Source organism: Cryobacterium sp. MDB1-18-1, from assembly GCF_004402735.1.
In the GTDB taxonomy this organism is placed as follows: Bacteria; Actinomycetota; Actinomycetes; order Actinomycetales; family Microbacteriaceae; genus Cryobacterium; species Cryobacterium glucosi.
Genome location: NZ_SOFR01000004.1, coordinates 13,773 through 32,156 on the forward strand (window position 1 = coordinate 13,773; position 18,384 = coordinate 32,156).

Here is an 18,384-nt window from a genome sequence, read left to right on the forward strand (position 1 = left end):
GTATGACTGCGATCACTGACGATCTGCCCGCCCGCCTGCTGCACGAAGAGCACGAGGGCTGGGACGCGATCCTTGCCCGCCGCGCCGGGGACTACTACTGGCGCACAATGACGCGCGATGCCCTGTTGGTGCTCCCGGGGAACGTGGTCGCCAGGGACGCGGTGGCCGCGTTCTTCGAGGCCCTCGCACCGCTCGACAGCTACGAGCTGCACGACCCCGCCGTGATCCGGATCAACGATCGCGCGGGCATCCTCGTCTACCGGCTCGTCACCCGCCGCGGCGACGAAACCGTCGAGACGTCCGCCGCGACCACCTACGTGTTCCAGAACGGCGGCTGGTGCGTGGCCCTGCACCAGCAAAGCCCCGTCTAGCCCCGAAGTCCGTCCGCGAAAGCGGGTGAATCGTCGGTTCCGCCTGCCCAGACCGACGATTCACCCGCTTTCGCGAGCGGATGCCGGGTGTCTTGTGGGTACACGGGGGCGGGTCTACCGTGACGAGACAGGGTTCCCGCATGTGGGGAACCCGGGTAGCGAGAAGGGACCCGGGTCAATGGCTGACTTTGGAAACGAGGGCCTCGCGGAGCTTTACCGCCGGCCCGGAAGCGCATCCACCGTTTACGTCGACGTCACCCAGGATCGTGAGGATCCGAGACGCACCTCGAGCCTGCGCCATCGCTCCGTGCGCGAGGCACTGGCCGATGCCGGTGCCCCCGAGGCCGACGCCGACGTCGTGATCGACCGGATCGAGGAACCGCCCGGCAGGCCGGGCAAGGTGAGTCGGCTGCTCGTGGTGCGGGACGGCCTCATCGAACTCGACGAGCTGTTGCCCGGTGAACCGCTCGGCGAGCTGATCGTCTCGCACGGGCCGGTGCCGTGCCTGCTGCCGCTGCTCATCCAGCGTCCGCGCGACCTGACCTACATCATCGCCGAGGTCGGGCGCGACGGCGGCGAGATCCGGCAGTTCCGGCTCAGCCGCACCGGCGCGGTCGCCGAGGAGGAGATCGAGGGCGACACCGAGTACATCACCAAGGTGCAGGGAGGATTCCTGTCCAACTCGCGGTACCAGCGCGACACCGAGGAGATCTGGAAGCGCAACGAGGGCCAGATCGCCGACGCGATCGACGAAATGGTGCGCACGAGCGGTGCGGAGCTCCTGATGCTCACCGGGGACGTGCGCGCGCGGCAACTGCTGGTCGCCCAGCTCGCCCCCGCGAGCAGGGACATCCTCGCCGTGGTGCCGACGAACACCCGCCCCGGCGGCGCAACGACCGTTGAGCTCGAAGCCGACCTCGACCGGCACCTTGCCGCGATCCTCGCCCAGGACGAGTACGACGCCCTCGAACGTCTCGACACCGGGCGCGACGAAGGCCTCGCCGAAGCCGACTTCGCCGCCGTCGTGCGTGAGCTGCAGCAGGGCCAGGTCGAGGTGCTGCTGCTCGCTTCGGGAGCGCTGCCCGAGGCGACCCTGCTCGCGCTCGACCGTGAGCCCTGGGTGGCGTCGACCGAAGCGGATGCCCTCGGCGCGGCCGTTCTCGGAGCCGTGCCTGCCGCAGACGCGCTCGTCCGTGCCGCGTTGCTCACCGACGCGCGCGTGGTCGTGGTGTCGCCGGGGGAGCTGCCCGGCGGGAGCGGGGCCGCCGCGCTGCTCCGCTGGTCGACCCTCTCGACCCACTGAGCCGGCCGGTCAGCCGGTCAGCCGATCAGGCTGGGGCGCAGGTCGCGCAGGGTGCGGAAGTGCGTCATCCGGGTCACCCCGACCGCGGCCAGCACGAGGCCGCCGACGACCCAGAGGAGCAGCACCCCGGCATCCGCCCAGGCCGTGGCCGGGTTGCCGCCGTACATCAACTGGCGGATGCCGTCGACCGCGTAACTCATCGGCACCACGTGGTGCAGCCAGGCGAGCGGCGCCGGCAGGGTCTGCCACGGGAAGGTCCCGCCGGCGGTGACGAGCTGGATCACCATGAGCACGAGGCCGACGAACTGGCCGACGCTGCCGAGCCACACGTTGAGCGCGAGGATGATCGCCGCGAACGCGAGGGCGGCGAGCCCCATCATCCCGTAGGTGCCGACCGGGTTGTGCACCTCGAAGTGCAGGATTCCGGCGAGGATGCCGAACAGCGCCGCCATCTGCACGAGGCCGAGGAGGCCGGGGGTGAGCCAGCCGGCGAGGGTGATCTTGAGCGGGGAGTGCAGGGCCGTGATCGCCCTGCGTGACACCGGTTTCACGATCAGGAACAGCGCGTAGATGCCGATCCAGCCGGCGAGGCTTGCGAAGAACGGGGCCATGCCGGCGCCGTAGGTCCCGGCGGAGGTGACGGCAGCGGTCGTGAGCGACACCGGGTCGGCGATCGTCGAGCCCTGCAGGGTGCGGGTCTGGGCGTCCGAATTCGGGATGCTCGTCACCCCGTTCGCGAGGCCGTCGCGCAGTACGCCCGCGCCGGACTGCAGGGTGACGAGCCCGCTGTTGAGGCTCGTCGCGCCGGTCGCAATGCTTTCGGCGCCGGTCGCCGCGGTACTCGCGCCGGTGGCGGCGGATGCTGCACCGTCGTTGACCGTTCCGGCCCCGGCCGCAAGCGTTGCGGCCCCTGTAGCGGCGTCGGTCGCGCCGCTCGCGACGTTGCTTGCACCGGCGGCCGTCTGCGCGGCGCCGGCGGCGAGGGTTGCCGCACCGGTTGCGGCGGCGGCGGCGCCGGCAGCGACGGTTGCCGCGCCGGTGGCGACGCCACCCGCACCCGCGTTGAGGGCCGTGAGCTTTCCGTCCTTCGTGATGAGGCCGTCGAGGCCGGCCTGGACTCCGGCTGCCTGCGCGCTGGCGGTCTTCATACCGGTAGTGACGGTTGTCAACTGGAGGAGCGCAGCGTCAACATCGGCGGTGCTGAGATTGGCCGACGTCAGCTGTGTCCTGATAGCGGTCAGACTCGATTCGAGAGCTGTCGTCGTCGTCGCGTTAAGTGTCGTGACTGCATCGCCAGTAGCCGCGGAAAGGGCAGGCACGCCCTTCTCAAGCAGCGCCTTGGTCCCTGCCGACACGGAGGCCGCTCCTGTGGAGAGCGGGACTGTCCCGTCGGCAAGCTTCTTCGTTCCGGCCGCGAGGTCTGCAGCGCCGCCGGAGACCTTCGTCGCCCCTGCAGACACCTGGCTGGCGCCGGTCGCGAGCGTCGCAGTCCCGGTGGCAAGGCTCGTTGCCCCGCTCGAGAGCTGGCTCGTTCCGGTCGCGAGCTGGCCGAGGCCGGAGGCGAGCACGCCCACGCCGCTGGAGAGCTGGGCGGCACCGGTTGCGAGGCTTGCGCTCCCGTCGGATGCGGTCGTCGCGCCATCCGTCAGCTTGGTCGCGCCGTCCGCGGCCGTGACGAGGCTCGAGCGCACGTCGGACAAGCCGATCAGGAGCCGGTCGGCCGCTTCCTCATTGACCTTCGAGACGATGGCCTCCCGGATCTTCGTCGCGGCCTGGCCGCCGATCGTCGAAGCGAGATAGCTGTTCGTGTCGTTCGTGGTGAGGGTGATCACCGACTTCCGCGGTGTCGACGTGGCCGAGGATGCGATGCCCTCGGAGAAGTCGGCCGGAATGGTCACGCTGAAGTCATAGCTCGCGTCGGCGACGCCGGCCGCGGCCGTGGCCGCGGAGACACGGTGCCATTGGAAGGCTCCGGCGTCGGTGAGCTGCGTTGCGATGTCGTCGCCGTAGTTGTGGCTCACATCGTCGATGACCGTCCCCGTGTCGGCGACGACGAGGGCGACCGGCACGCGGTCGAGACCCGCATACGGGTCCTGGTTGGCCCACAGGTACAGGCCGCCGTAGAGCACGGGCACGAGCAGCAGGGCGGCGAGGGCGACCCGGGACATCACGGTTGCGGTCAGTCGCGCCAGTTCGGCGCGAATCATGGCGAAAACTTTCACAGGACATCGGCTCCGGGGATGGTGACGGGGAAGCGGGTGAGTCCGGCGGGCAGCATGCCGTCCGGCTCCAGGTTGGCGAGCTCGAGGTCAGCGATGGCGTGCGCCGAGGCGTCGCCGGCGATGACGAGCACCGCATAGCCACGCGCCGCCAGTCCACCGGCGATGTCCCACCAGCCGAGCGGATCGCCGCCGTGGCGGTCGGGAGAGGTGAGCACAAGCCCCAGCACGCCGTCGCGCAGCACGGCCAGTTCGGTCAACAATCGGATGCGGTCGTCGGGCGCGAGGTCGCCCATGTCGCTCCGCGCCCGGTCGGCGAGGCCGAGCCCGGCGAGCAGGTGCTGGGTGGACTTGCGACGGAGGCCGGCGAACATGAGCTCTTCGGCGACGACGTCTTCGACCATGACGTCCGCGGCGGGCTCCGAGACGCCGAGGGCGTCGACGAGAGCGATCTGGCGACGCATTGCGGCGTAGTCGGTGTGACCGTCGATCGTGACGGTCCCGCTGTCCGGGCGCATCCGGCCGGAGGCGATGAGGCCGAGGACCGTGGGACGGCGTTCGGTCTCGGCCCGGGCGAAGGCGACCGCGCCACTGCTGAATTCCAGGGTCGTCGACGGAAGGGCAGAGTCTCTCGGGCCCTTGGTGACGGACGAGAGGTTAACGCGCATGCGAGCGCCTCCGGAGGTGAGAGGAAACCCATACGACGTCGGCACGGGTTCCGGGGGGAAGGAATAGGCATCGCGGCGCTGGGACTGAGGCCACTCTAATTCACCAGCACGTGATTTTTACTGACTAGTCAGTTCTGGTCAGACGCGGGGTCGTCGGGTGATCGAGGTGGACGAAGCCGGACCTGCTTGCGCGGGGCGTTCGACGGATCTATACTGACTAGTCGGTACAAAACGAGTACCGCCACGAAAGGAACGACGTGCAGGCGACACTGGTAGCGGACGAACTGACTGTCAGTTACAAACGAGGCCTGGTCTACGGGCCGATCAGCTTCAGCGCCGACGACGGCCTCACGGTCATCTGCGGCCCGGCCGGCAGTGGGCGCACGAGCCTGCTCCTCACCCTCGCCGGGCGGATGCGGCCAACCTCCGGAACCTTGTCGGTGCTCGGCGAAGACCTTCCCCGCCGCGCCCGCCGGGTCCAGCGCCGCACCGGCGTGTCCGGGTTCCACGGCATCGACTCCCTCGAAGAGTCGGTCACCGTCGGGGCGGCCATCCGCGAGCGCCACGCCTGGCTCGCCCCCTGGTGGTCCTTCATCCGGGCGGTCGACGACGCCGAGGTCGTCCGCATCTGCGCGCCGGTCTTCGGTGACATCCCGGTTCCGGCCGCGAGCACGATGATCTGGGACCTCGACGAGGTCGAGATGGTGCTCCTCCGCGCGTCGCTGGCCATGATGAGCCGGCCCAGCGTGCTGTTCTTCGACCAGGTCGAGCAGGTGCACTCCCCGGAGGCACGCCGCCTGCTCTGGGCCCGGCTCGGCGCGATCGTCGCAGCCGGCACTCCCGTGATCGCCTCGGCCATCGCACCGGACTACGAAATGTGGGCGGAACTCGGACTCGAACCGACCGTCCAGTACATGAACCAGGAGATTCGCTAGATGTTCGCCTTCCTATCCACGGGCACCGAACTGCGCCGATTCGGCAAGGGCACCCTGCCCAAGATCGCGCTCGTCGTGTTGATGTTCATTCCCCTGATCTACGGCGCCCTCTACCTGTGGGCCTTCTGGGCGCCGGACAAGGACCTCAGCAAGCTCCCGGTCGCCCTCGTCAACTCCGACACGGGCGCCGTCCGTGACGGCACGGACGTGACCGCGGGCAACGACCTCGTCGGCAAGCTCCTCGACGGTCACGACCTGGGCTGGGTCGAAACCAGCGCGGCCGACGCCGCCACCGGGGTGACCGACGGCGACTACTACTTCTCCGTCACCATCCCCGCAGACTTCTCCACGGATGCGATCTCCGCAGGCACAGACACCCCGACCGCTGCCGAGGTGCTCGTCGACTACAACGACAGCAACAGTTTCCTCGCCTCCACCCTCGGCAAGCAGGCCATGATCCAGCTGCGGGACGCCGTGTCCCTGAACATCGGGGACCAGACCGTCAACACGATGCTCGTGGCCGTGAACAAGGCCGGTGACGGCATCCGCACCGCCGCGGCCGGTGCCGGAACGCTCGCAGACGGCCTCAGCACGGCCGAATCCGGCACAGGCACTCTCGTCGCCGGGCTGAACGACCTCTCCGCCGGCGCGTCCACCCTTGACGACGGCGCGGCACAGGTGGCCGACGGATCGTCGACGCTGGCCGCGGGGATAGGCACGCTGTCCTCGGGCGCGGCAACGCTCTCCTCTTCCTCGCTGAAGCTCTCCGACGGCGCGTCGACTGTCGCCGCGGGGACCCAGAAGGTGTCCGATGGACTCGCCTCGGCGGCCACGGGGGCAGCCACCCTCTCGGACTCCTCAGACCAGCTCGCCGCGGGGGCGACCTCGATCGCGACGGGAACCGGACAACTCGCAACCGGGACGAAGGACCTCGACGACGGCCTCGCGAAACTGGAGGCGGCCATGGCCGCTGCCCCGGCCGGCACGCCGGCATCCGCGTTCCTGCCGACCGTGACGAAGCTCGCGACCGGAGCCGACACCCTCAACACGAAGACGCAGGGCGCCGCCACCCAGGTTTCGGGATACGCGACGCTGAGCGGAAACTTCGCCACCGGCATGGGGACGCTCTCCGACGCGCTGACCGCCGGCGCACCCGGGGCCGCCCAGGTGGCAGCCGGATCGGCGCAGGTGGCCTCCGGATCGGCGGCCCTCGCCTCCGGAGCAGGCCAGCTGGCCACCGGCGCGGCCACCGCCGCGACCGGGTCGGCCACGCTCGCCACCGGTGCGGACAGCCTCGCCGCCGGAACCGGCACCCTCGTCGACGGCAGCAGCCAGCTCGTCGCGGGCGGCACCGCCCTGCAGTCCGGCACCGTGCAACTCGCCGACGGCAGCCACACCCTGGCCGATGCCCTCGCGACCGGAGCCGCGGACGCGCCCAGCCTCACCGACGCGCAGATCTCCGAGAAGGCCGCGGTGATCGCGAACCCCGTCGACCTCAATCAACGGTGGGAGAATGCCTCGGACAGCTTCGGCGAGGGCTTCGCGCCCTTCTTCCTCGCCCTGGCCACCTTCGTCGGTGCACTCATCACCTGGCTCATCCTGCGTGCCCTGCCGACCCGCGCGCTCGCCAGCGCCGCCTCGGGCCTGCGTGCCACGATGACCGGTTTCCTGCCGGCCATGGCGATCGGGTTGAGCCAGGTCATCATCATGGTCCTGGTGCTCGTCTACGGCATCGGGCTGACCCCGGCGCACTGGCTGGGCATGTCCGCGTTCATCTACCTCACAACGCTCGCGTTCCTGGCGCTGCAGCAGATGTTCATCATCCTGTTCGGCACGGCGGCAGGCCGCGTGATCAGCCTGGTGCTGCTCATGCTGCAGCTCAGCTCCTCCGGCGGGACCTATCCCGTCGAGACGACGCCGGAGTTCTTCCAGATCCTGCACCCGTGGATGCCCGCTTCCTACGTCGTCACCGGGCTGCGGCAGCTCATCACGGGCGGGATCGACTCTAGACTGTGGCTTTCCGTGCTCGTTCTCGTAGGCATCCTGGTCGGCTCGATCGCGATCAGCGCCTGGAGCGCGTCTCGGCAGCGGATGTGGACGATCACCCGGCTGCACCCGGAACTGACCATCTAGGGTTGCGACCCGAACCGAGTGCGACGAAGGGACCGACTATGCCACGTGCGACGGGAACAAAACGGGCGATCCTGGACGCCGCGCTGGAGCTGGCCGCCACCCGCGGGATCACCGGCACCACGATGGACGACGTTGCCGAGCTCGCTCACGTCGCCAAGGGCAGCCTGTACTACAACTTCAGCTCGAAGGACAAGCTCTTCGAGGCGCTGCTGGAGGAGGGGGTCGGCTCGCTCTCCGACTCCCTCCGGGCGGCGCGTGACGGGCTGCACGGGCGGGAGGCGCTCGTCGCGCTGATCGCGGTGCTCCTCGACCTGATCGAGTCGAACGCGGGACTCGCCAAGCTCATGGCGGCCGAGATCTTCCGCACCGACAGGGCCTGGCAGAAGACCCTCTTCGCCCTGCGGCACGAGGCCCTCGCCGTCTTCGCGGAGGCGATCGCCGAGGCCCGTCCGGCCACGGCGGCAGCGGGAACGAGCGGGTTGATGGCGTCGAGCGTCTTCGGCGCCGTGCTCATGGCAGGCCTCGAATGGCTGGTGTTCGATCCCGACCGCGACCGCGACGAGGTCTCCGGGGCCATCCTCGAGTCGCTCTCGGGCGGCCTGCTCGCCTGATCCCGCACCCGGTCGCACTCCGGGTCGCACTCCCGGCCGCGGCGACGCGATGGCGAAACCGGGACATTTCCGGGCATCAGCCCGGGGGTGGCGGCAGGTTCCGTGGGGCTCAGAGTGCTCACCGCGTTAGGATCGAGTGTGACCGGCGAAAACTTGATCGACCAGCCCGAGACCCTCCTTCCCGCGGAACCGGAGGTGATCGCGGCGCTCCGGAGTACCGAAAGCCACGCGTTGCCGTCCCTCGTCGCCGCGCACCCGACGTCCTCCCTGGCCTGGGCGGTGCTGGCGGATGTCGCCCACCTCGAAGGCCGCACCATCGAGGCCTATGCCTTCGCCCGCGTCGGCTACCACCGCGGCCTCGACGCCCTCCGCAAGGCCGGCTGGCGCGGACACGGCCCGATCCCGTGGACCCACGAGCCCAACCGCGGGGTGCTGCGCGCCCTGTATGCGTTGCGCCGCTCCGCCGCCGAGATCAACGAGCAGGACGAGTTCGACCGCCTCACCGTCTTCCTGAACGACGCCGATCCGACCGCGATCGCGCGCATCGACCAGGAAACCATCACGCCAGACGGCTACCGGGCCGATGACCCGGCCCCGATCACCGAGGCGTTTTTCATCCGAGGAGAGAACTAATGCCAGCGATCGTTTTGGTCGGAGCCCAGTGGGGCGACGAGGGCAAGGGTAAGGCCACCGACCTCCTCGGTAGCCGCGTCGACTACGTCGTCAAGTTCAACGGCGGCAACAACGCCGGGCACACCGTGGTGATCGATGGCGAGAAGTACGCGCTGCACCTGCTGCCCTCCGGCATCCTGACCCCCGGCGTCACGCCGATCATCGCGAACGGCGTCGTCGTCGACATCGAGGTGCTCTTCGAGGAGCTCGACGCGCTGATCTCCCGCGGCGTCGACGTCTCCCGGCTGAAGGTGAGCGCCAACGCGCACATCATCACCCAGTACCACCGCACGGTCGACAAGGTCACCGAGCGCTTCCTCGGCAAGCGCCAGATCGGCACGACCGGTCGCGGCATCGGCCCGACCTATGCCGACAAGATCAACCGGGTCGGCATCCGCGTGCAGGACCTCTTCGACGAGAACATCCTCCGCCAGAAGGTCGAGGGCGCCCTCGCCCAGAAGAACCACCTGCTCGTCAAGGTCTACAACCGTCGCGCGATCTCGGTCGACGAGATCGTGACCGACCTGCTCAGCTACGCCGAGCGCCTCCGCCCGATGGTCGCAGACACCGCGCTGCTCCTGCACCAGGCGCTCACTGCGGGCAAGACCGTGCTCTTCGAGGGCGGCCAGGCCACGATGCTGGATGTCGACCACGGCACGTACCCGTTCGTCACGTCCTCGAACGCGACGTCCGGCGGTGCGGTCACGGGATCCGGCATCGGCCCGAACCGGATCGACCGCGTCCTCGCCGTCGTCAAGGCGTACACGACCCGCGTCGGCGCCGGCCCGTTCCCGACAGAGCTCTTCGATGAATCCGGCGAGTTCCTGCGCGCCAAGGGCTTCGAGTTCGGCACCACGACCGGCCGCCCGCGCCGCTGCGGCTGGTACGACGCACCCGTCGCCCGCTACACGGCCCGCATCAACGGGGTCACCGACTTCGTGCTCACCAAGCTCGACGTGCTCACCGGCCTCGCCGCCATCCCGGTCTGCGTCGCGTACAGCGTCGACGGCGTCCGCCACGACGAGGTGCCCGTCTCGCAGTCCGACTTCCACCACGCGAAGCCCATCTACGAGGACTTCCCCGGCTGGACCGAGGACATCACCGGCGTCCGCACCTTCGAGGAGCTGCCGCGGAACGCCCAGGACTACGTGCTCGCGCTCGAGAAGATGAGCGGCGCCCGCATCTCCGCGATCGGCGTCGGCCCCGGCCGCGAAGCGATCGTGTCCCGCCACGACCTGATCAACTGAGAGCTGAGCTGAGCCGGGCCGCAAGGGTCTGAACCGACAAGAGCGGATGCGCGGGGCGCATCCGCTCTTGTCGTCTCTTGTCGTCTCACGTCGTCGCGCGCCGCTTCGAACGAGCGGATGCTGCCATTCACCGGCGGGTTCCAGACGTTGCGCTCAGAGGGGGCCGACGCCGACGGCCGCACACGTTACAGTCGGCAGGTGACCGATAGCACCGCCCCGCGCGACGCCCCCACTTCTGCAGTACCCGCTCCCGCCGAGCCTGCTCGTCGCGCCGTCGTCGCGCTGCAGTTCCTCGGCATGGGCGTCGTCTGGGGCTCGAGCTTCCTGTTCATGAAGGTCGCCCTCGCCGGAGTGAGCTTCGGGCAGGTCGCCTGGTCGCGCCTCGTGCTCGGCGGCCTCACCCTCGGCCTGATCGTGCTCATCACCCGGCCCCGGGTGAACAACGGCCCCGTGTTGCCGCGCGAAGCGGCCGTGTGGCTGCACTTCCTCGTGATCGCGGTGAGCGGATGCGTCGTGCCGCATCTCCTCTTCGCGTGGGCCGAGCAGTACGTGTCCTCGAGCCTCGCGAGCATCTACAACGCCGTGACACCGATCATGACGGCCCTGATGGCGACCCTCGCCTTCCGCGTCGAACGGCTCGGGCGCGGGCAGGTGCTCGGGGTGGTCGTCGGCATCGCCGGCGTGCTCGTGATCATCGGGCCGTGGCGCTACGCGGCGCTCACCGGGGACCTCTGGGGCCAGCTCGCCTGCCTCGGCGCGGCGGTGTGTTACGGCTTCACGTTCGGGTACACCCGCCGGTTCCTGAGCGGGCGGCCGATCGCGGGGGCGACGTTCGCGTTCCTCAACATCGGGCTCGGCGGGGCGATCATGCTGCTGCTCACGCCGGTGCTGGCCTGGCACCCGGTGTCGCTCAACCCGGCGATCGTCCTGAGCCTGCTCACTCTCGGCGCCCTCGGCACCGGGCTCGCCTACATCTGGAACATCAACGTGCTCCGCGCCTGGGGCCCGACGAACGCGTCGACGGTGACGTACGTGACGCCCGTCGTCGGCGTCGTGCTCGGGGTGCTGCTGCTCGGCGAGACGCTGTCCTGGAACGAGCCGTTGGGCGCGCTCCTCGTGCTGCTCGGCATCCTGCTCGCGCAGAAGCGCATCCGCTTGCCCCTGCCTCGCCGCGCCCTCGCCTAGCCGCGTGACCACTGCCCGCGAAAGCGGGTGAATCGTCGGTCTGCGGCAGCCATAACGACGATTCACCCGCTTTCGCGCCGGGGTGCGCACGGTATCGTTCAGTCATGGCCGAACACGAGGAATTGCCCGCCGGTGCGGGGCGGGATGCGATCGACGAATTGAACGGCATCCGCCAGAGCATCGACAACATCGATGCCGCCCTTATCCACATGCTCGCTGAGCGCTTCAAGTTCACCCAGCAGGTCGGACGACTCAAGGCCAGGCACGGTCTCCCCGCCGCAGACCCCGCGCGGGAGCTGCAACAGATCCAGCGGCTGCGCGCGCTCGCCGAGGAGGCCAGGCTCGACCCCGGTTTCGCCGAGAAGTTCCTCAACTTCATCGTCGCCGAGGTCATCCACCATCACGTGGCGATCGCGGGCGGCCAGCCGGGCGTAGGAGACGGGCAGGCACCCGGCGCTGCCATCGGGGTCATGCCCGATTCGGCGATCGGTGCACCGGCGCCTGCGACTGCGGAACCCGCAGGCCCGGCGTCGTGAGCTGGGACCCGCGCCACCTCCCCGACCAGTCCGGCAAGACCTTCGTCGTCACCGGCGCCAACGCCGGCCTCGGCTATTTCACAAGCGAACAACTCGCCGCGACCGGTGCGCACGTCGTGCTGGCCTGCCGCAATCCCGTGAAGGCGGATGCCGCGATCGCGGCCATCCGCGGACGGGTACCCGGGGCATCCGTTTCGACGATCAACCTCGACGTCGCCGACGCCGACAGTGTGCGCGCGGCCGCCGTGCTGCTGCTCGAGCTGCCCCGCCTCGACGGACTCGTGCTCAACGCCGGCATCGTGCACCCGCCCCGGACCCGCGAGTCGAGCGCGGCCGGCAACGAGATCGTGCTCGAGACGAACTACCTCGGGCACTTTCACCTCACCGCGCTCACCCTGCCTGCCCTGTTGCGCACGCCAGGCAGCCGGGTCGTCGCGCTCGGCTCGCTCGCGACGCGGCTCGTCGCCTCGCGCCTGGACAACCTGCAGCTCGAGACGGGGTACAGCGGCTGGGTCGCGTACGCGCAGTCGAAGATCGCGATGCAGGTGTTCGGCTTCGAGCTCGACCGGCGGCTCCGGCGTGCCGGACTCGGCGGCCCCGGCGGGGTGCAGAGCCTCGTTGCGCACCCCGGTTACTCGGTGTCGGGGCTGACGCCGGGCATCCGCGGGGTCAACGAGCCGAGCCGGCCGCAGCGTTTCGCCGACAACCTGCAGGGCCTGATCGGCGCCCAGGGCAAGGACCGCGGCGCCTGGCCGACGGTGCGCGCGACCCTCGACACGGATGCCCGCGGCGGCGAGTACTACGGCCCCCGTTTCCTGACCCGCGGCCTGCCTACTCGTCAGCGCCCCACGACCACGAGCCTCGACCCGCAGGTCGCGGCCCACCTCTGGTCCCGCACCGAGTCCCTCCTGTCCCTCCCCTTCCCCCTCTGACCCTCCCGCCTGTACCCTGCCGCCTGACGACCCGTGCCGTCTGCAGCCAGCCGCGAGAGTACGAATTGTGCCCCTTCGCGGTCGGCTAAGGGGCCATTTCTCCGCTCTCGCGAACCCGTCAGTGCGGCGCCCAGCCGCGAGAGTACGAATTGTGCCCTCATAGGGCGCACCAAGGGGCCGTTTCTCCGCTCTCGCGGGAGGGGTGAGGGATGCCGGGGGCTGGGTCGGCGCGAATGCGACGGCCGGATGGGTCAGGGGCGCCAGCCGCGGTCCCGAAGTGCGGTGTCGACCTTGCGCACGGCCGACGCGCTCTTGAGTCGAAGATGTGTCTTGTTCAGGCGAACCACCCGCCAGTCGGCTTCCATGATCGCATCGAGCCGATCGATGTCCCAGTGATACTGCTCTTCGTCCGTTCGATGCTGCTCGCCGTCGTACTCAACGAGCACTCGATATTCCCGGTAGACGAGGTCGCCCGTCGCAATCCTCCGTCCCGACCTATCCGTTAGGGGAGCGTTCACTTCCGGCTCGGGAAGGCCGGCCCGCACCAGGAGGAGCCGGATCTCGGTTTCCCGCGGTGAGAGCACGCCGGGGCGGACCCAGTCGAGCGCTTCTCTGAGCCGCCGTGCGCCGCGCTTGCCTGCGTGACGCGCCACGCCGGTACGCAGCTCGGCCATGGTCGCGAGGGGTCGCCTCCCTCCGACCAGGGCGTCTCCCATCACAATGAGTTCATCCAGATTGAGCACGGCAGAGAGCTGGCGCCAGACATCGACCGGTGCGGCCACGCGATAACCGCCGATATCGACCAGGCGTACGGTGCCTGGTCGCGCGTGGTGCGCGACGGTCCCTCTCACTCTCTGCCGTTCCGCCGGGTCGTCGACGCAGATATGAATGACGCCGGACGTCGCGAACCTCCGGGGGAGGGGAAGACCGTGCAGGTGCGCTGCCGTCACGTGACTGAAGAACTGGGCCGTCGACATCCGCTCGGAGTATGCCGCTATGAGCGTCGCGATCGTTGCTGGTCCCAATCGTGGTGAGCGGATGCCGTGAAACGGCTGCTCAAGGTCCGCGCCCCTCATTCGCTTCCGCGATACGCCCTCGTGGCGTCCACTGCGGGTGGTGAAGTGTCGGCCACGCAACGCGGGGGGAAGTTCGCGACGTCGTTTCATCCCCCGATGATGCCGATTCCCACGAACGAGCGCGCGTTCTATCCACAGTCCGGCGGCCAGGGACCGCGAGAGTACGAAAATGGCCCCTTCGGATGTCGTGAAGGGGCCATTTTCGTACTCTCGCGCACCACACGCCCGTTCCCGGGGGAGCGGCGGGGGCGGGAGGCCCGGGCTAGGCGAAGTGGGCGGGGAGGGTGGAGCTGTGGCGGGAGCGGAGGTCGGCGAGGGAGACCGTGAAGACGTCCTGGATCTCGAGGGCATCGAGGGTGTTGTCGGTGACGCCGATGCGCAGCACCGGGTAGTTGCGGCCCTCGCAGAGGCCGAGGAACTTCACGTCGTCCTCGCGCGGCACCGAGACGATGACGCGGCCGGCCGACTCCGAGAACAGGGCGACGGATGCGTCGATCCCGTCCCGCTCGCAGATGTCGCCGAGCCACACGCGGGCTCCGACCCCGAACCGGAGCACGGCCTCGGCGAGAGTCTGCGCGAGCCCGCCGGAAGACAGGTCGTGTGCGCTGTCGATGAGCGCCTCGATCGACGCCGCGTTGAGCAGGCCGGCCAGCCGCGCCTCACCGGGAAGGTCGACGACCGGCGGCATACCGCCGAGGTGCCCGTGCACGACATCGGCCCAGGCCGAGCCGTCGAGTTCCTCGCGGGTGATGCCGAGCAGGTAGATGTTGTGGCCGTCGTCCTGCCAGCCGCTCGGCACGCGGCGGGCGACGTCGTCGATCACGCCGAGCACGGCGACGACGGGCGTCGGGTAGATCGGCTGGTCGCCGGTCTGGTTGTAGAACGACACGTTGCCGCCGGTGACGGGGATCTCGAGCTCGAGGCATCCGTCGGCGAGGGCCGTGACGGCGCGTTCGAACTGCCACATGACCTCGGGGTTCTCGGGGGAGCCGAAGTTGAGGCAGTCGCTGATGCCGACCGGCACCGCTCCGGTCGCTGCGACGTTGCGGTACGCCTCGGCGAGGGCGAGCTGGGCGCCGCGGTACGGGTCGAGCTGGCAGTAGCGGCCGTTGGCGTCGGTCGCGATGACGAAGCCGAGGCCAGACTCCTCGTCGATGCGGATCATGCCGGCGTCGTCGGGGAAGGAGAGCGCGGTGTTACCGAGCACGTAGCGGTCGTACTGGTCGGTGATCCAGCTGGGGTCTGCGAGGTTGGGCGAGCCCAGCAGCGAGAGGAACTGCGCGCGCAGGTCCGCGGCATCCGTCGACCGGGGCAGAGCCGAGGCCGAGTCGGCCTGCAGCGCGTCGATCCAGGTCGGGTAGGCGACCGGGCGGTCGTAGACCGGGCCGTCGATCGCGACCGTGCGCGGGTCGACGTTGACGATCTCTTCGCCGTTCCAGTCGATGACGAGCCGGCCGGTGTCGGTGACCTCGCCGAGCACGCTCGTCTCGACGTCCCATTTGGCGGTCATCGCGAGGAAGCCCTCGAGCTTCTCCGGCGTGACGACGGCCATCATCCGCTCCTGGCTCTCGCTCATCAGGATCTCCTCGGCGGTGAGCGTCGGGTCGCGCAGCAGCACCTTTTCGAGCTGGATGTACATGCCGCCGTCGCCGTTCGAGGCGAGTTCCGAGGTCGCGCAGCTGATGCCGGCCGCGCCGAGGTCCTGGATGCCCTCGACGAGCTTGTCGCGGAACAGTTCGAGGCAGCACTCGATGAGCACCTTCTCGGCGAAGGGGTCGCCGACCTGCACCGCGGGGCGCTTGGTCGGGCCGTCGGCGCTGAAGGTGTCCGAGGCGAGAATGGATGCCCCGCCGATGCCGTCTCCGCCGGTGCGGGCCCCGAAGAGCACGACCTTGTTGCCCACGCCGCGGGCGTTGGCGAGGTGCAGGTCCTCGTGGCGGAGCACGCCGACCGAGAGCGCGTTGACGAGCGGGTTGCCCTGGTAGACCGAGTCGAACCAGGTCTCGCCGCCGATGTTCGGCAGGCCGAGGCAGTTGCCGTAGAACGAGATGCCGGACACGACGCCGTGCACGACGCGCGCCGTGTCCGGGTCGTCGATGCGGCCGAAGCGGAGGGCGTCCATCACGGCGACCGGGCGGGCGCCCATCGAGATGATGTCGCGCACGATGCCGCCGACGCCGGTCGCGGCGCCCTGGAACGGCTCGATGTAGGAGGGGTGGTTGTGCGACTCGATCTTGAAGGTGACGGCCCAGCCCTCGCCGACGTCGAGCACACCCGCGTTCTCGCCCATGCCGACCATGAGGTTCTTCTTCATGGCGGGGGAGACCTTGTCGCCGAACTGGCGCAGGTACTTCTTCGAGCTCTTGTATGAGCAGTGCTCGCTCCACATCACCGAGTACATCGCGAGCTCGCCGCTCGTGGGGCGGCGGCCGAGGATCGTGCGGATCTCCTGGTACTCGCCCTCGGTCAGCCCGAGGGCGCCGAAGGGCTGGTCCTTGTCCGGGGTGGCGATCGCGTTCGCGACGGTGTCGGCGATGCCGCGGGAGGGGGTGGTGGTAACTGCGGTCACGTGGCGTTCTCCCAGAGATAGCGGATGCTTGGCGCGCCCAGTCTACCGGTTGCCTCCCCTGCACCCCCCGTTCCGATCCCGCTCTCACCGCAGCGGGAACAGTTGTCGGAGATTCGGCCGCCGATGTCCTTTCGGGACCGCCCCGTTCGTTCCTAGAGTAGATCCCACCGTTCCCGATGGGTCATTCGATGAAATCCCCGATGAAGGAGTCACCATGCCCAGCTATGTTGCCCTGACCTACACCCGTGACGTCGACTGGACCGCCCCGGAGCAGGCGGCAGAGATGCAGGAGTACCGCGATTTCGGCCGCGATGCCGAGGCGGTGATCCGCGGCGGTGCCGCGCTCTACCCGACCCAGACCGCGACGACCGTGCGGGTCACCGGCGGCAAGGGCGGCGACGTCGTGATCGGCGACGGCCCGTACGCCGAGACCAAAGAGGCCCTGACCGGCTTCTACCTGCTCGAGTGCGACAGCCTCGACGAGGCGATCCGGCACGCGGCCGCGATCCCCGCCGCCTGGAACGGCGTCGTCGAGGTGCGTCCGACGGTCCCGACCCTGATGTGATGACGGCGACGGATGCCGGTGGCACCGACCCGGCCGGGGCCCTCGCCGCGCTCCTGGTCGCGGAGCGGCGCCGGGTGCTGGCCACCGTCATCCGTCTGACCGGTGATCTGGCCCTCGCCGAGGACGCCGTCCAGGACGCCGCCATCAGCGCCCTGGAGACCTGGCGTCGACTCGGCGTGCCGCCGAATCCGCGCGCGTGGCTCACCCTTGCGGCCAAGCGGCGGGTGATCGACCTGCTCCGGCGGGAGGGCGCGCGGCCGAACAAGGAACGAGAGGCGATCATCCTGGCCGTGCAACGGGCACCCGACGAGACCCCGCCCGGCATCGTCCGCGACGACCAGCTCCGGCTGATCTTCACCTGCTGCCATCCGGCGCTCGCGCAGGAGGCCCAGGTTGCGCTCAGCCTGCACGTGCTCTGCGGTTTGAGCGTCGCAGAGGTCGCCCGGGCGCTCCTCGTTTCAGAGGCGACGATGGCCAAGCGCCTCACCCGGGCGCGACGCAAGATCGCCGACGCCGGCATCCGCTACCGCGTGCCCGACGCGGGGGAACTGCCCGGCCGGCTCGGCGCGGTCGCGACGACCGTGTTCCTGCTGTTCACGGAGGGCTACGCTTCCCGGTCGGCGGATGCCCCTGCCCCCGTGTCGGCGCGGCCTGAGTCCTCCGTGCCGCCCGGCTCGCAGGCGCCGCCCGGCTCGGCTGCGCTGCCCCCGCCGACCGCGCCATCCGGGCCGCCCGGCGCATCCGTTGCAGAGGAAGCGATCCGGCTGGGGCGGCTGCTCGTCGAGCTGATGCCGGGCGAACCCGTGCTCGAGGGACTCCTCGCGACGATGCTGCTCCAGCACTCCCGATTACGCGCCCGGTTCGACGGCGACGGCGACATCGTCCTCCTGGCCGACCAGGACCGGAGTCTCTGGGATCGCTCCCGCGTCGCGGAAGGCATCGAGCTCGCCGCGTCCGCGATCCGCGGCAGCAGCATCCGCCCGGAGCGGTTCGCGGTCACGGCCGCGATCGCCGCCTGCCACGCCCTGGCCGCGGATGCCGCGACCACCGACTGGGACGCCATCATCGCCTGGTACGACGTGCTGCTCGCCCTCGACCCGAGCCCGGTCGTGCGGCTGAACCGGGCGGCCGCCCTCGCCGAGAGCGGCGACCCGGCCGCGGCGCTCGCCGTGGTCGACCGGATCGGCGGCCTCGACGACTACTTCTGGTTCCACGCGACCCGGGCCGAGCTGCTCCGCAGACTGGGGCGTCACCCGGAGGCCGGCGCTGCTGCCCTCGTGGCACGCGAGCTCACCGGATCCGCGGCCCAGCTCCGGCTGCTGGACCGTCGGCATCCGTTGTAAGAGGCAACGCACAGGGTGG

The 18,384-nt window shown here is 69.8% G+C and carries 16 protein-coding genes; 12 read left to right on the forward strand and 4 right to left on the reverse strand.

What is annotated here, in order from left to right; all coding sequences use genetic code 11:
- Positions 1–2: 2 nt before the first annotated feature.
- The gene (locus E3O50_RS00580) at positions 3–371 is read left to right on the forward strand and encodes a DUF4440 domain-containing protein (RefSeq protein WP_134559075.1); all 369 of its coding nucleotides are present in this window, start codon (positions 3–5) and stop codon (positions 369–371) included.
- Between the two features lie 178 nt (positions 372–549).
- Positions 550–1,674, forward strand: coding sequence for a Vms1/Ankzf1 family peptidyl-tRNA hydrolase (locus tag E3O50_RS00585; RefSeq protein ID WP_134446210.1), 1,125 nt, complete (start codon positions 550–552; stop codon positions 1,672–1,674).
- A gap of 17 nt (positions 1,675–1,691) precedes the next feature.
- Here E3O50_RS00585 and E3O50_RS00590 read toward each other — a convergent pair whose 3' ends face one another.
- Positions 1,692–3,881, reverse strand: a complete 2,190-nt coding sequence (locus tag E3O50_RS00590) for a YhgE/Pip domain-containing protein (protein WP_241980933.1) — start codon at positions 3,879–3,881, stop codon at positions 1,692–1,694.
- Positions 3,882–3,892: 11 nt separating this feature from the next.
- Positions 3,893–4,561 carry a hypothetical protein gene (locus E3O50_RS00595; RefSeq protein WP_174774568.1) on the reverse strand — a complete coding sequence of 223 codons (669 nt, stop codon included), beginning with the start codon at positions 4,559–4,561 and terminating at the stop codon, positions 3,893–3,895.
- 257 nt (positions 4,562–4,818) lie between these two features.
- Here E3O50_RS00595 and E3O50_RS00600 point away from each other — a divergent pair, with 257 nt between their 5' ends.
- The 8 genes from E3O50_RS00600 (at position 4,819) to E3O50_RS00635 (ending at position 12,812) form a co-directional block, all read left to right on the forward strand.
- Positions 4,819–5,496 (forward strand): ATP-binding cassette domain-containing protein, encoded by a 678-nt coding sequence (locus tag E3O50_RS00600; RefSeq protein ID WP_134558115.1) that lies wholly within the window; start codon positions 4,819–4,821, stop codon positions 5,494–5,496.
- The gene (locus tag E3O50_RS00605) at positions 5,497–7,629 is read left to right on the forward strand and encodes a YhgE/Pip domain-containing protein (protein ID WP_134558114.1); all 2,133 of its coding nucleotides are present in this window, start codon (positions 5,497–5,499) and stop codon (positions 7,627–7,629) included.
- A gap of 38 nt (positions 7,630–7,667) precedes the next feature.
- On the forward strand, positions 7,668–8,240 hold the full coding sequence (locus tag E3O50_RS00610; RefSeq protein WP_134446214.1) for a TetR/AcrR family transcriptional regulator: 573 nt from the start codon (positions 7,668–7,670) through the stop codon (positions 8,238–8,240).
- Positions 8,241–8,378: 138 nt separating this feature from the next.
- Positions 8,379–8,873, forward strand: coding sequence for a DUF3151 domain-containing protein (locus E3O50_RS00615; protein ID WP_134446215.1), 495 nt, complete (start codon positions 8,379–8,381; stop codon positions 8,871–8,873).
- Complete coding sequence (locus E3O50_RS00620; protein ID WP_134446216.1) at positions 8,873–10,159, forward strand: adenylosuccinate synthase; 1,287 nt, start codon at positions 8,873–8,875, stop codon at positions 10,157–10,159. Before E3O50_RS00615 ends, E3O50_RS00620 begins: the two co-directional genes overlap by 1 nt.
- Before the next feature lie 297 nt (positions 10,160–10,456).
- Positions 10,457–11,344: a DMT family transporter gene (locus E3O50_RS00625; protein ID WP_134558116.1), complete on the forward strand. Its 888-nt coding sequence runs from the start codon at positions 10,457–10,459 to the stop codon at positions 11,342–11,344.
- A gap of 104 nt (positions 11,345–11,448) precedes the next feature.
- Positions 11,449–11,880: a chorismate mutase gene (locus tag E3O50_RS00630; RefSeq protein ID WP_134446217.1), complete on the forward strand. Its 432-nt coding sequence runs from the start codon at positions 11,449–11,451 to the stop codon at positions 11,878–11,880.
- Positions 11,877–12,812, forward strand: a complete 936-nt coding sequence (locus E3O50_RS00635; protein WP_134558113.1) for an SDR family NAD(P)-dependent oxidoreductase — start codon at positions 11,877–11,879, stop codon at positions 12,810–12,812. Before E3O50_RS00630 ends, E3O50_RS00635 begins: the two co-directional genes overlap by 4 nt.
- 251 nt (positions 12,813–13,063) lie before the next feature.
- Here E3O50_RS00635 and E3O50_RS00640 read toward each other — a convergent pair whose 3' ends face one another.
- Both E3O50_RS00640 and purL read right to left on the reverse strand, forming a co-directional pair.
- Positions 13,064–13,789, reverse strand: coding sequence for a hypothetical protein (locus E3O50_RS00640; protein WP_134558112.1), 726 nt, complete (start codon positions 13,787–13,789; stop codon positions 13,064–13,066).
- Between the two features lie 361 nt (positions 13,790–14,150).
- Positions 14,151–16,457: a phosphoribosylformylglycinamidine synthase subunit PurL gene (gene purL / locus E3O50_RS00645; protein WP_134558111.1), complete on the reverse strand. Its 2,307-nt coding sequence runs from the start codon at positions 16,455–16,457 to the stop codon at positions 14,151–14,153.
- 214 nt (positions 16,458–16,671) lie between these two features.
- Between purL and E3O50_RS00650 the strand changes: the two genes are divergently transcribed.
- Both E3O50_RS00650 and E3O50_RS00655 read left to right on the forward strand, forming a co-directional pair.
- Entirely contained in the window at positions 16,672–17,022 is a 351-nt protein-coding gene (locus E3O50_RS00650; RefSeq protein ID WP_134446221.1) for a YciI family protein, read from the forward strand.
- On the forward strand, positions 17,022–18,365 hold the full coding sequence (locus tag E3O50_RS00655; RefSeq protein ID WP_134446222.1) for a sigma-70 family RNA polymerase sigma factor: 1,344 nt from the start codon (positions 17,022–17,024) through the stop codon (positions 18,363–18,365). The genes E3O50_RS00650 and E3O50_RS00655 overlap by 1 nt, the downstream gene beginning before the upstream one ends.
- Positions 18,366–18,384 lie beyond the last annotated feature (19 nt).

What these genes read in the sequence shown, in the direction of transcription:
- E3O50_RS00580 (WP_134559075.1), top strand. Translation starts at nt 3, where the DNA reads ATGACTGCGATCACTGACGATCTGCCCGCCCGCCTGCTGCACGAAGAG.
- E3O50_RS00625 (WP_134558116.1), top strand. Translation starts at nt 10,457, where the DNA reads ATGGGCGTCGTCTGGGGCTCGAGCTTCCTGTTCATGAAGGTCGCCCTC.
- E3O50_RS00590 (WP_241980933.1), bottom strand. Translation starts at nt 3,881, where the DNA reads ATGATTCGCGCCGAACTGGCGCGACTGACCGCAACCGTGATGTCCCGG.
- E3O50_RS00620 (WP_134446216.1), top strand. Translation starts at nt 8,873, where the DNA reads ATGCCAGCGATCGTTTTGGTCGGAGCCCAGTGGGGCGACGAGGGCAAG.
- E3O50_RS00650 (WP_134446221.1), top strand. Translation starts at nt 16,672, where the DNA reads ATGCCCAGCTATGTTGCCCTGACCTACACCCGTGACGTCGACTGGACC.
- E3O50_RS00655 (WP_134446222.1), top strand. Translation starts at nt 17,022, where the DNA reads ATGACGGCGACGGATGCCGGTGGCACCGACCCGGCCGGGGCCCTCGCC.
- E3O50_RS00605 (WP_134558114.1), top strand. Translation starts at nt 5,497, where the DNA reads ATGTTCGCCTTCCTATCCACGGGCACCGAACTGCGCCGATTCGGCAAG.
- E3O50_RS00640 (WP_134558112.1), bottom strand. Translation starts at nt 13,789, where the DNA reads ATGTCGACGGCCCAGTTCTTCAGTCACGTGACGGCAGCGCACCTGCAC.
- E3O50_RS00585 (WP_134446210.1), top strand. Translation starts at nt 550, where the DNA reads ATGGCTGACTTTGGAAACGAGGGCCTCGCGGAGCTTTACCGCCGGCCC.
- E3O50_RS00610 (WP_134446214.1), top strand. Translation starts at nt 7,668, where the DNA reads ATGCCACGTGCGACGGGAACAAAACGGGCGATCCTGGACGCCGCGCTG.
- E3O50_RS00595 (WP_174774568.1), bottom strand. Translation starts at nt 4,561, where the DNA reads ATGCGCGTTAACCTCTCGTCCGTCACCAAGGGCCCGAGAGACTCTGCC.
- E3O50_RS00630 (WP_134446217.1), top strand. Translation starts at nt 11,449, where the DNA reads ATGGCCGAACACGAGGAATTGCCCGCCGGTGCGGGGCGGGATGCGATC.